At 38.9% G+C, this 12,643-nt stretch carries 10 protein-coding genes; all 10 read right to left on the bottom strand.

What is annotated here, in order from left to right:
• Positions 1-77: 77 nt before the first annotated feature.
• A complete protein-coding gene (gene ribF, locus FA727_RS03870) occupies positions 78-1,043 on the bottom strand; it encodes a bifunctional riboflavin kinase/FAD synthetase (protein WP_136829399.1) in 966 nt (321 codons plus the stop codon).
• 69 nt (positions 1,044-1,112) lie between these two features.
• On the bottom strand, positions 1,113-2,036 hold the full coding sequence (gene truB / locus FA727_RS03865; protein ID WP_136829398.1) for a tRNA pseudouridine(55) synthase TruB: 924 nt from the start codon (positions 2,034-2,036) through the stop codon (positions 1,113-1,115).
• A 413-nt stretch (positions 2,037-2,449) separates the two neighbouring features.
• Positions 2,450-2,821, bottom strand: coding sequence for a 30S ribosome-binding factor RbfA (gene rbfA, locus FA727_RS03860; RefSeq protein ID WP_136829397.1), 372 nt, complete (start codon positions 2,819-2,821; stop codon positions 2,450-2,452).
• A 109-nt stretch (positions 2,822-2,930) separates the two neighbouring features.
• A complete protein-coding gene (locus FA727_RS03855; RefSeq protein WP_136829396.1) occupies positions 2,931-3,212 on the bottom strand; it encodes a DUF503 domain-containing protein in 282 nt (93 codons plus the stop codon).
• Positions 3,212-5,449 (bottom strand): translation initiation factor IF-2, encoded by a 2,238-nt coding sequence (gene infB / locus FA727_RS03850; RefSeq protein WP_136829395.1) that lies wholly within the window; start codon positions 5,447-5,449, stop codon positions 3,212-3,214. Before infB ends, FA727_RS03855 begins: the two co-directional genes overlap by 1 nt.
• A 19-nt stretch (positions 5,450-5,468) precedes the next feature.
• Positions 5,469-5,771: a YlxQ family RNA-binding protein gene (locus FA727_RS03845; RefSeq protein WP_126406038.1), complete on the bottom strand. Its 303-nt coding sequence runs from the start codon at positions 5,769-5,771 to the stop codon at positions 5,469-5,471.
• Positions 5,771-6,052, bottom strand: coding sequence for an RNase P modulator RnpM (gene rnpM, locus FA727_RS03840; RefSeq protein ID WP_136829394.1), 282 nt, complete (start codon positions 6,050-6,052; stop codon positions 5,771-5,773). Before rnpM ends, FA727_RS03845 begins: the two co-directional genes overlap by 1 nt.
• 17 nt (positions 6,053-6,069) lie before the next feature.
• On the bottom strand, positions 6,070-7,218 hold the full coding sequence (gene nusA, locus FA727_RS03835; RefSeq protein WP_136829393.1) for a transcription termination factor NusA: 1,149 nt from the start codon (positions 7,216-7,218) through the stop codon (positions 6,070-6,072).
• A gap of 68 nt (positions 7,219-7,286) precedes the next feature.
• Complete coding sequence (rimP, locus tag FA727_RS03830; protein ID WP_136829392.1) at positions 7,287-7,757, bottom strand: ribosome maturation factor RimP; 471 nt, start codon at positions 7,755-7,757, stop codon at positions 7,287-7,289.
• 300 nt (positions 7,758-8,057) lie between these two features.
• Positions 8,058-12,377: a PolC-type DNA polymerase III gene (locus FA727_RS03825; protein ID WP_136829391.1), complete on the bottom strand. Its 4,320-nt coding sequence runs from the start codon at positions 12,375-12,377 to the stop codon at positions 8,058-8,060.
• Positions 12,378-12,643 lie beyond the last annotated feature (266 nt).

The raw sequence follows: 12,643 nt of genomic DNA, 5'->3' as shown, positions 1-12,643 counted from the left end.
TTAGAATACAACTTTTTGCGACAAAATGCAAGTGGAAAGTGCCAAAGCGCAGGCGACTTGGTTACGGACTAGCAAGTTTAGACTACATCTTGCGTTCCAATTATTTTCTTAAAATATTCAATGGCATTTTCCTTGTCTCTTTCAATCTGTTGAACAAGCTCTTCAATGCCAGAGAACTTCTTTTCAGGTCGAATTCGATTATGCCATTCAATTACTACTTCTTGTCCGTAAATATCATCATTGAAGTTAAAAATATGGACTTCAATCGAAGGCTTTGGAGCTTGCTCTTCTTTAAAGGTTGGTTTATAGCCGAGATTACAAACCCCTTCATGCCATACTCCATTTACGAGAATCCTCACGGAGTAGACCCCAATTGGAGGAATAAAAAAAGCATCGTCAACATCTGTGTTCGCCGTTGGAAATCCAATCGTTCTACCTCTTTTATCTCCATGGATAACAATGCCAGATGTCGTATAATATCTCCCTAAATAAGCAGGAAGTTTTTCTAACTGTCCTTCTTTAATCAAGTGACGGATAAATGTAGAGCTAATCTTCTCGTTCTCTAAGGTAAGCTTCGGAATAACTGTAACTTCAAATTTCCCATGGGAATGAACTGGTAATGTTTCCATCGTTCCTTTTCCCATTTTCCCATATGAATAATCAAATCCAGCAACAACATGAACGACATTTAGTCCAATCAAATATTGTTCAACAAATTCCTCTGGTAAAAGACTGGCAAATTCTTTCGTGAAATGAACAACGAATAAATAATCGATATTTAATTCCTCTATTAATCTTGCCTTTTCTTTTATCGGAGTAATATACTCCACATGTTTTACATTCTTTTGCAAAACAACGGATGGGTGGGGATCGAAAGTCATTACTGCGCTCTTTACCCCTTTTTCTTCGGCAATCTCACGAACGGTATTGATTACCTTCTGATGTCCTAAATGTACTCCATCAAAGAAGCCTAAGCCAACCGCCATTGGCGAAAACTGTCCGGGCTCAATTTTGTATGGATGATGAATATGAATAACTTCCACGCGATTCTCACCTATTTCCTACAATACCGACTTTTTTACGAAATATATATAGCCAGCTTTTAAAGTTGGCTATGAGTTCTCTTGTATTTTCAATACTTTTGTTGGCTTCATTAGCCCTTCCTTAAGAGGATGTGCTTGATAGATCGCTAACGCTGTACCATCTGGCGTTTCAACCACAATTGGTCCCTTTTCATTAATAAATTCGTCAGGGATTGGTAAAGCTGCGCCATTTTTTACTTTCTCAATTAATTTATCACTAATTTCATATTTCGGCAAATAATATAAAGCCGATTCTATCGGTCTTAACACCCTCTCAATAGACCCTTCGGCTGTTAATTTTTCAACATCTTCTAAGGTAATACAATCCTCAAGAGTGATCTGTGCGGACTTGATTCTTGTTAGGTCGGACATATGGGCTGGATAGCCGAGTTCTTCACCGATCATAACAGCTAGCGTTCGGATATAAGTGCCTTTGCTACACGATACTCTGAAGCGAAAAGAAATCGTTTCACCTTCAAAGCATTGTCGCTCATCTAATAGTTCAATGTCATAAATGGTTACTTGTCTTGATGGACGTTCTATTTCGATTCCTTGGCGTGCGTACTCATATAATCTTTTCCCATTTACCTTTACAGCAGAGAACATTGGTGGGGTTTGGGTAATCTCCCCTGTTAAATTCGCTAAGCATGCGAGAATTTCGTCTCTTGAAAATTCCCGTTCAACTAACTTGCTTTTTACTACTTCTCCCCCAGCATCCTCTGTCGTCGTTGAAAAACCGATCGTGACTTCGCCTTCATAGGTTTTTCCCGCATCTGTTATGTATTCAGCAACCTTTGTGGCACGACCGAGACAAATTGGTAGAACACCATCCACTTCAGGGTCTAACGTGCCTGTATGTCCAATTCTTTTCATGCGAAGAATTTTTCTCAGCTTAAACACACAATCATGTGATGTCATTCCTCTTGGTTTGTATAGTGGTAAAATACCTTCCATATAAAAACCTCCGTTTTCTTTATCTTTCTTGTTGATACATAGTCTTCTCAACAGAAGCTCTGTTAAAGGTGGATGTCGAATTTATTACATTGAAAAATAGGGGGAAAAATTCCGGCTAAATCAAGAAATGCACCTATTTCTCTATAAATAGGCGGGAATTTTACGGTTAAACTATACATTTTTCATGATTTTAATGTTTTTTAGGTCAATTAGCAGAAAATTTCCGCTTATTTTACCTATTAACCATTAATTTTTCAAAATAAACGGAATTTCTCCGATTAAGTGGGTGCGTCTATCGGAAATTAAAAAATCAGCAATAGCCAATAACAGTTCCTCAACAAAAAAAGAGATAGACATCCTCGTCTATCCCTTCGTTTTGTGGTACCTGGTACTTATTGAAAAAGAACCCGAGCTTATTCTTGCTCGTCATTATCCTTAGAATGATTCTCTTCCTTAATTTGATATAGAAGGGAATCAATACGATTACCGTAATCTATTGATTCGTCAAATTCAAAAGTAATTTCAGGCGTTTTGCGCAAACGGATTCTTTGCCCGATCTCTGATCGGATGAATCCTTTCGCTTTCGCAAGACCTTTCAACGTGTTTTCTCGTTGTTCCTCATCACCTAACACAGAGATAAACACCGTTGCTTGCTGGAGATCTCCAGTAACCTGAACATCAGTAACGGTCACAAACCCGATCCGCGGGTCTTTAATCTTCCGTCCGATGATTTCGCCTAGCTCTTTCTTCATCTGTTCTCCAACACGATTAGATCTAAGGCCCATTATAGTCACCTCTAGTCTGATAGAAAGTGTAAGTGCGACTCCTTGAATCAAGCTGCAGCTTACACTTCATAAAAATAATTATTTTATAATGAGAACGAAAATTCTCAACCTATAACCACTCTATATCTGTTATGGTCCTTTCAATTTCAGGAAAGGAATCAATAAAATTTAGAGCGTTTTGCAGTTCTGTTTCAGTTGAAACTTGCGAAGAGGTTACGGCTACAATGGCAATCTTTGTTCTTTGCCAGACGTCTTGAAACTCTACTTCGGATACAGAAATATTGAATCTCTGCTTAAGTCGAGTCAAAACCCTTTGCAACACGGACCGCTTATCTTTTAGAGAATGTGCATCATAAATAATACACTCGCAAACCGCAAGGCCAACTATCATTAACGTTCCACTTCTTCCATAATATATGCTTCTACGATGTCGCCTTCTTTTACATCATTGAAGTTTTTAATTGTAATACCGCACTCATAACCTTGTGCAACTTCCTTTACGTCATCCTTGAAGCGTCTTAAAGCATCAATTTCTCCTTCAAAAATAACAATTCCGTCACGAATTAAGCGCACTCCGCTATGACGAGTAATTTTACCGTCAGTTACATATGAACCAGCGATTGTTCCAACTTTGGAAACCTTAAACGTTTGACGAACTTCAGCTTGACCAATAATCTTTTCTTGGAACTCAGGATCCAGCATCCCTTTCATCGCAGCTTCAATTTCTTCAATCGCTTTATAAATAATTCTGTGTAGACGAATATCTACATCTTCTGATTCAGCTGCACGCTTCGCATTATTATCAGGGCGAACGTTGAATCCAATCACTATTGCATTTGAAGCGGCTGCCAATGTGATGTCAGATTCATTAATCGCTCCAACACCAGTATGGATAATTTTTACGTTTACACCTTCCACTTCTAGCTTTTGGAATGCAGCTGCTACTGCCTCAACTGAACCTTGAACGTCAGCTTTTACAATAAGATTTAAATCTTTCATTTCACCTTGTTTAAGGTGGTCAAACAGATTATCAAGACTAATACGTGTCTTTTCACTTCTTTGTGCTTGAAGAGCTTGTGTAGCACGAGCTTCTCCAACCTGGCGAGCTGTCTTTTCATCTTCAAAGACAGCAAAGCGATCCCCAGCTTGAGGTACGTCATTTAAACCAGTAATCTCTACAGGTGTTGACGGACCAGCTTCTTTTACACGGCGACCAAGGTCATTGACCATTGCACGAACACGCCCAAATGTATTACCAACTACAATTGGATCTCCAACTTTTAATGTTCCATTTTGAACAAGAAGGGTCGCAACTGAGCCACGGCCTTTATCCAATTGAGCTTCAATAACAGTACCAATCGCTTTGCGATCTGGGTTTGCCTTATACTCTTCTACTTCACTCACAAGTAGAATCATTTCAAGTAAAGAGTCAATTCCTTCACCAGTTAAAGCAGAAAGAGGAACAAAGATTGTTTCTCCACCCCATGCTTCAGGGATTAAGCCATGTTCAGTTAATTCCTGCATTACACGGTCAGGGTTTGCAGCTTCTTTATCAATTTTGTTTACTGCAACAATAATTGGTACTTCAGCAGCTTTAGCATGGTTAATTGCTTCAACTGTTTGAGGCATTACACCATCGTCAGCAGCAACAACAAGAATGGTGATATCCGTGATTTTCGCTCCACGTGCACGCATAGTTGTAAACGCTGCGTGTCCAGGTGTATCAAGGAAAGTAATTTTCTTACCATTCTCTTCTACTTGGTAAGCACCGATATGCTGTGTAATCCCACCAGCTTCTCCAGCTGTCACTTTTGTATTACGAATAGAATCAAGCAATGTTGTTTTACCATGGTCAACGTGTCCCATGATCGTTACAACAGATGGTCTTTCTACTAATTCAGATTCCTCATCCGGAGTGAAATATACTTCTAAATCAGTAACGTCGACCTTGATTTCTTCTTCTACTTCAACTCCATATTCTGAAGCTATTAATTCAATCGCATCTTTATCAAGATCCTGATTAATCGTAGCCATTACGCCAAGTAAGAATAATTTTTTGATGATTTCAGAAGGCTCACGATGAAGTTTCTTTGCAAGCTCCGCAACTGTAAGAGAGTCACTAAAAGTGATTTTAGCAGGAAGCTCTTTTTCTTTTTTCTTAGGAGGCTGAGTGTTTACTTGCTGTTGCTGTTGATGCTTCCCTTTATTTTTTTGGTTCTTGTTATTTTTATTTTTAAAATTGTTGTTTGGTTGGTTTCCTTTGAACACTTTGTTTTCCTTTGATTGTGTTTCTTGTGCGACTTTTTTACCATCACGGTTTTTCGGAGCAGTCTTTACCTTCACTGTAGAAGGACCAACGTTTTTGTCTTCTTCCTCATCTGCGATGACTGCCTTTTTAGGCTGTTGCTCTACTTTTTTCTCAGGTGCTTTTTTCACTTGAGAATTTTCTTTTTGAGGTTGTTTTCCCTCTTTTTTGTTGTAAAGACGGTCTAGTTGCTGAATTGTATCATCTTCGATTGTTGTCATATGATTCGAAACCTCTATATTCATTTCTTTTAATTTTGTAATTACGTCTTTACTGGAAATATTATGTTTCTTCGCATATTCGTAAACTCGTATCTTACTCATTATTTCACCCCCGCAAGAATTAATCGAGCAATTGTTTCAGCTTATTTGCAAACCCTGCATCTAACACAGCCACAACGACACGGGCTTCTTTTCCTATCGATTGTCCAAGAGAGTCGCGACTCTCTACCATTCGGACTGGAACGGAATAGGATTTGCATTTATCCGTCACTTTTTTCGCAGTGTTAGCCGATGCGTCCGCAGATAGCAACACAAGCTTTGCCTTGCCGCTTCTGATTTCTTTAACGACGAGCTCTTCACCTGAAATAATTTTACGTGCTCGATTGGCTAAGCCAAGCAATGACATCCATTGATTTGATTTCATTAGGATAGTCGTTTCTCCTTATTTACTAACTCGAGTAACTCATCATAAATTGAATCGTCTATATCAACCTCAAGGTGATTTTTAAGAGTGTTTTTCTTTTTTGCTAAAAGAATTGCGTCCTTGTCTTTTGAAAGATAAGCACCTCGGCCGTTTTTCTTCCCCGTTAGGTCAATGGACACTTCACCCTCTTTCGAACGAACGATGCGAACGAGTTCTTTTTTTGGTCGCATTTCACCAGTAGCGACACATTTACGCAAAGGAACCTTTTTTCTAGTGTTCATTCATCCGTCACCTCTTTTTACTCGAGATTATCCTCATTTTCATACTCTAAGCTTAGATCTGTATCTAGCTCATCATTGTCATCTTCCTCATCAAACAAAAGAATTCCTTCTTCTCTTGGGAAAATGCCTGCTTCTCTTGCATCTGTCTCTGACTTGATGTCAATTTTCCATCCAGTTAACTTTGCCGCTAGACGAGCGTTCTGACCACGCTTTCCAATAGCTAAAGACAGTTGATAATCAGGAACAACAACTGTTGTCGCTTTCTCTTCCTCACTAACGATAACGTCTAACACCTTAGATGGGCTTAAAGCATTCGCTACAAAAACAACAGGATCATTTGACCACTTCACGATATCGATCTTTTCACCCTTAAGTTCATTAACAACAGCCTGAACTCTCGCTCCCTTTGGACCTACACAAGAACCAACTGGATCAACCTCTGGATTTTCAGAGTGCACAGAAATCTTCGAGCGATCCCCAGCTTCTCTTGAAACGGATTTGATTTCAACAGTACCGTCATAAATCTCAGGTACTTCAATTTCAAATAATCGTTTTAACAGACCAGGATGTGTACGAGATACAAAGATTTGTGGACCCTTCGTTGTTTTTTCTACCTTTGTAATGAACACTTTGATACGATCATGTGGTTTGTATCTTTCATTTGGCATTTGTTCATTTGCTGGTAAAATAGCTTCAATTTTCCCTAAGCTCACATAGATAAACTTAGAATCAACACGTTGAACGATACCAGTCATAATATCTTCTTCCCGATCAATAAACTCAGAATAGATAATACCACGTTCTGCTTCTCTGACACGTTGAGTAACTACTTGCTTAGCCGTTTGCGCCGCAATTCGACCGAAGTCTTTTGGTGTTACTTCAAGCTCTACTACATCTTCAATTTGATAGTTTGGATTGATATGACGAGCATCTTCAACAGAAATTTCCAAGCGCGGATCAAATACTTCATCCACTACTTCTTTACGAGCATAGACTTTCATTGTGCCTGTACCAAGGTTTAAGTCTATTCTCACATTTTGCGCTTGATTAAAGTTTCTACGATACGCGGATATTAATGCCGCTTCAATCGCCTCAATAATTACATCTCTTGAAATTCCTTTTTCTTTTTCAAGTATATCAAGAGCATCAAGCAATTCACTGCTCATTTGAATATATCCCCCTTTAGATCACTATAAACTGATTGTTTATGTTTTTTTGATTGAAGCACGAACTATTAAGAAAAAGTGACTGCAAGTCGCGCATTTGCGATTTTATCAAACGGAATTTGCACGGATTTTTTCCTAGTCTTGATTGTCATCTCAATCGTAATCTGACCGTCTGCGAATTCTTTTAAAACCCCTTCAAAGGTCTTTCCGCCATCGATTGGCTCATACGTTTTGATAAACACATTTTTTCCAATTGCCTTTTCATAATCCTTATCCTTTTTGAGAGGTCGTTCTGCACCTGGAGAAGATACCTCTAAAAAGTAGTTATATGGAATTGGGTCAAGTTCATCAAGCTTTTCACTAAGCTTTTCACTAACCATTCCACACTCTTCAATGTCAACACCATTTTCTTTATCAATGAACACACGAAGGAACCAATTTTTCCCTTCCTTTACATACTCAATATCTACTAATTCGAGATTAAGTTCATTAATAATGGGACTCACGATTTCTTCTACTACTTCAATTACTTTACTCATATATTCCCTCCTAACTTTATCTGTATAGAATTGCATAAAGAATGAAAAGGAAGAAGTTTATCTGATTACATACGGCCGGTTATGTATAAGCTTACGAGTAGTGATGATGCCGCAAAAGTTAAGCACTTAGAACATCATCACCTACCAAAATTTATCCTACACAACACGAAAGAGTGGGGTAGCCCCACTCTTGTAAACGAGAGTTATCGATAGTATTTCCAATAAAACTATACCATAACCAATATTTTTATGCAAATGAGAACGCATTATTTACTTGACAGTGACAGAATCATTCATCAATTAGAACAATGATAATTGATTCTGATCTGGCATTCCAGTTAAGCAACCATGATTATCTAAAAACTCCATAATCGTTTTAGAAACTTTTCCCCGTTGCTGTAAGTCCTCTTTTGAAAGAAATTCTCCGTCCTCTCTTGCTTTCACGATGTTAATCGCAGCATTAGTCCCAAGACCTGCAATTGAGTTGAACGGTGGAATTAATGAATTTCCATCAATAATAAATTCTGATGCACTTGAACGATATAAATCTACCTTACTAAAAGTAAATCCACGTTCGTTCATTTCCAAAGCTAGCTCTAGAACAGTTAAGAGGTTCTTTTCCTTTGTAGATGCTTCTAAGCCCTTTGCATTGATTTCTTCAATTTTTGCACGAATAGCTTGAGAGCCCTTAACCATAGCATCAATATCGAAATCTTCGGCGCGAACAGTGAAATATGCTGCGTAATAAAAGAGCGGATAATGCACTTTAAAATAAGCAATTCTCACTGCCATTAGAACGTAAGCAGCCGCGTGGGCTTTAGGGAACATGTACTTAATCTTCTTACATGAGTCGATATACCACTCTGGCACCTCGTTTTTGCGCATTTCCTCTTCCATCTCATCGGACAGTCCTTTACCTTTACGAACCGATTCCATAATTTTAAACGCAAATGATGGCTCGAGACCCTGATAAATTAAGTAAACCATGATATCATCACGACAACCGATTACTTCACTTAATGTACACGTACTGTTATGAATCAGCTCTTGCGCATTCCCCAACCAAACATCGGTACCATGGGATAGACCTGATATTTGAACAAGCTCTGAGAATGTTTTCGGCTTTGTATCCTCCAACATTTGACGAACAAAACGTGTGCCAAATTCAGGAATTCCTAGAGTACCTGTTTTACACATAATTTGTTCTTCTGTTACGCCAAGAACTTCCGGACCACTGAAAATTTTCATTACATCTTTATCGTCAGTCGGAATCGTCTTCGGGTCAATTCCACTTAAATCCTGGAGCATACGGATTACCGTCGGATCATCGTGTCCAAGAATATCAAGCTTCAATACGTTATCATGGATGGAATGGAAATCAAAATGAGTTGTTTTCCATTCAGAATTGCGGTCGTCAGCTGGAAATTGAATTGGCGTAAAGTCGTAAATATCCATATAATCAGGGACAACGATAATTCCCCCTGGATGCTGACCTGTTGTTCGTTTTACACCGGTACATCCAGTAGCTAGTCTCTCAATTTCGGCACCGCGCATCTGTAAATTGTTATCCTGTTGATAAGCTTTTACGTAACCAAAGGCCGTTTTATCGGCTACCGTACCAATCGTTCCTGCACGGTAAACATATTCCTCACCAAACAGTACCTTTGTATAGTTATGAGCACTTGGTTGATATTCCCCTGAGAAGTTCAAGTCGATATCGGGTACCTTATCCCCTTTAAAGCCAAGGAATGTTTCGAACGGGATATCATGTCCATCTTTTTTATACTTCGTACCGCAATTTGGACAGTCCTTATCTGGTAAGTCAAAACCTGAACCAACCGAACCATCATTGAAGAATTCAGAATGCTTACAGCTTGGGCACACATAATGTGGCGGTAGTGGATTCACTTCCGTAATTTCCGTCATCGTCGCAACTAACGACGAACCGACCGAACCACGGGAACCAACAAGATAGCCATCATCCAGTGATTTCTTTACGAGTTTATGTGAGATAAGATAGATAACGGCAAAACCATGCCCGATGATACTTTTCAGTTCTTTTTCTAGGCGCGCTTCAACGATTTCTGGTAGAGGCTCTCCATAGATTTTCTTTGCCATATCATAACTCATCGAACGCATCTCATCTTCTGCACCTTCAATTCTAGGTGTGTAGAGATCATCCTTAATTGGTTTGATGTTATCAATCATATCTGCAATTTTATTCGTATTCGTCACAACAATTTCCTTCGCTTTTTCCTTCCCAAGGAAAGAGAAAGCTTGCAGCATTTCATTCGTTGTTCTAAAATGCACATCTGGTAGATTATGACGGTTAAGCGGGTTTGCCCCACCTTGTGAATTAATTAAGATCTTTCTGTAAATCTTGTCATTTGGGTTTAAGTAATGAACATTTCCTGTTGCAACAACAGGAATCTCGAGCTTTTCTCCTAATTTAACAAGATTTTGAATAATATCTTCTAGCTTACTTTCATTTTGCACAAGCTCTAATTCAATTAAATGAGAGTAAACCTCTTTCGGATGCACCTCAATATAATCATAGAATCTTGCTGTTTCTTCTACTTCCTCAGGTGCTTTTTGCATCATACCTTCAAAAACTTCACCTTTATCACAAGCTGAACCGACAAGTATTCCTTCGCGATATTTTTGAAGGACTGACCTTGGAATACGTGGTACACGGTAAAAGTAATTGATGTGAGCAATGGAGATAAGCTTGAATAGATTTTTCAACCCTGCCTCAGTTTGCGCAAGTAAAGTGCAGTGATATGGACGTGCCCTTTGATAGGCATTCCCTTTACCCATGTTGTCGTTTAATTCATCATGATAGCTGATTCCTTTTTCAAGAGCTTCTTTTAACATAATGAGCAACAAATACCCTGTTGCCTCTGCATCATAAATGGCACGGTGATGCTGAGTTAATTCGACATTAAACTTTTTCGCCAATGTATTTAAGCGATGGTTTTTCATTTCAGGATATAGGAAACGAGCTAATTCTAATGTATCAATAACTGGATTAGTCGCTTTTTCTAAACCGCTTTTTTTATAACCGACATTTAAGAATCCCATATCAAATGATGCATTATGAGCAACCAATACTGCATCTTCAGCCCACTTGTGGAAGTCTCTTAATACTTCTTCCACCTCTGGTGCGTTTTGTACCATATCATCAGTAATTCCCGTTAAATCAATTGTAGTTGCAGACAATGGATGATGTGGATTAGCAAAGGCTTCAAATCGGTCGATAATATCCCCATCTTTAATTTTAACTGCTGCTAGCTCGATGATCGTGTCGTATACAGCTGATAATCCAGTGGTTTCCACGTCAAATACAACATACGTATCCTCAGCCAGAAGACGATGGGCATCATTATAAGCAATCGGCACTCCATCATCGACTAAATTAGCTTCAATTCCATAAAGAATTTTGATATCATTCTTTTTCCCAGCTCCAAACGCTTCAGGGAATGATTGAGCACCAGCATGGTCGGTAATCGCGATTGCTTTATGGCCCCATTTTTTTGCTTGGGCAACAAGACTACTAACAGGACTAACTGCATCCATTTGGCTCATTGGTGTGTGAAGATGGAGCTCTACACGCTTTTCGCCATCTTTTGCCGTATCTTGTCTTCCAATTGGTTTTATTTCATTTAAGTCATTCCCGATCATGACCAAATCACGGACAAATGTATCATTTTGAATACTACCACGAACTTTTAGCCACATTCCCTTTTGAACTCGTTCAAATTGAGCTGCATCCTCTTTATCACGAGAGAACATTTTTACCATGATTGAACTTGTATAATCGGTAATCTTAAAGGTTAAAAGGGTTCTACCACTTCGCAGTTCTTTCGTCTCTGCTGCGAATACATAACCTTCGATCGCAATGCGACGTTCTTCGTCAACAATATCAATTAGTTTACGGAAATCAGCATCGTCTTTGATCGTAAGTCCGATCTGTAGTGGACCAGATTGTACTTCAATCCCTGCTTCTTTTTCCGCTTCCTGTTTTTCCATTTCCATTAATGCTTGTAGACCGCGTTCTTGGTCTTCTCGTTGTTTCGCTTCTAAAAATTGTTCATATTGTTCATTTGAGGCCTGTTCATGGACTTCCGTGTCAATGACTACAGGAGGAAAACCAAGTTGTTGGTAAGAAGTCGAAATTATTTCTGCGTATTTCTTCTTAATTGCAATTCCTTCTAAATCGTTCGTCACCTTTATAACTACCTTGTTCCCTATAACGTTTGGAATCTGCTCATTGAGTAATTTTAATAAAGGTGGCGCCATTCCTTCAAGTTGCTGGATACAAATACTCCAGTAATCTAAAACTTGCTGTTCTGAAGCTTGTTGGTTTGTTACTTGAATGGAATAGGAGGTGCTAGCAATATGAGAGAAAGTTTTCTCGAGTTGCGAGGTAAAAAGCGTAAATACGTTTCTTGGTAAAATTTCTTCAAATTTGAAATGAAAATGCCATTTTCTTGCTTGCCTTTCAACCATGACCTTATCGATTTCTGCATTGGTAAAATGAGAAATTGTTTGGTCGTCTGTTAGTTGTAATTGCTGGAGCAAGTGCTGGAATGCTTCTTTTTTGTCAGAGGCACCGCTCATTCACTCTCTCTCCTCTCTATTGGTTCATCTATTTTTCTGTCGATTGTGTCGATTTGGTTTGTTTGTTTTTGAGTTGTTTCACGAAAGTAATTATACCATAAAGTTCGGTTTGTGAGATTTTTGTCGAATTAGAAAAAATAATTGCGAAAGGATACATTTTCTTAAAGTTATTTAACTCTTGCGAGTTGATTTCCGCTCCAGGCATTCGCTTTCCGCGGGCAGTCGCCGAGCCTCCTCGTCGCTGTCGCTCCTGTGGGGTCTCGGCT

It is taken from the genome of Robertmurraya kyonggiensis (genome assembly GCF_005116465.1).
GTDB classification, from domain to species: domain Bacteria; phylum Bacillota; class Bacilli; order Bacillales; family Cytobacillaceae; genus Robertmurraya; species Robertmurraya kyonggiensis.
This window is presented reverse-complemented; position numbering and strand designations above follow the sequence as displayed.

Coding starts and splice junctions, on each gene's coding strand:
- infB (WP_136829395.1), bottom strand. CDS start 5,449: ATGAGTAAGATACGAGTTTACGAATATGCGAAGAAACATAATATTTCC.
- rbfA (WP_136829397.1), bottom strand. CDS start 2,821: ATGGGCCTTAGATCTAATCGTGTTGGAGAACAGATGAAGAAAGAGCTA.
- rnpM (WP_136829394.1), bottom strand. CDS start 6,052: ATGAACACTAGAAAAAAGGTTCCTTTGCGTAAATGTGTCGCTACTGGT.
- FA727_RS03855 (WP_136829396.1), bottom strand. CDS start 3,212: ATGATAGTTGGCCTTGCGGTTTGCGAGTGTATTATTTATGATGCACAT.
- nusA (WP_136829393.1), bottom strand. CDS start 7,218: ATGAGCAGTGAATTGCTTGATGCTCTTGATATACTTGAAAAAGAAAAA.
- truB (WP_136829398.1), bottom strand. CDS start 2,036: ATGGAAGGTATTTTACCACTATACAAACCAAGAGGAATGACATCACAT.
- FA727_RS03845 (WP_126406038.1), bottom strand. CDS start 5,771: ATGAAATCAAATCAATGGATGTCATTGCTTGGCTTAGCCAATCGAGCA.
- rimP (WP_136829392.1), bottom strand. CDS start 7,757: ATGAGTAAAGTAATTGAAGTAGTAGAAGAAATCGTGAGTCCCATTATT.
- FA727_RS03825 (WP_136829391.1), bottom strand. CDS start 12,377: ATGAGCGGTGCCTCTGACAAAAAAGAAGCATTCCAGCACTTGCTCCAG.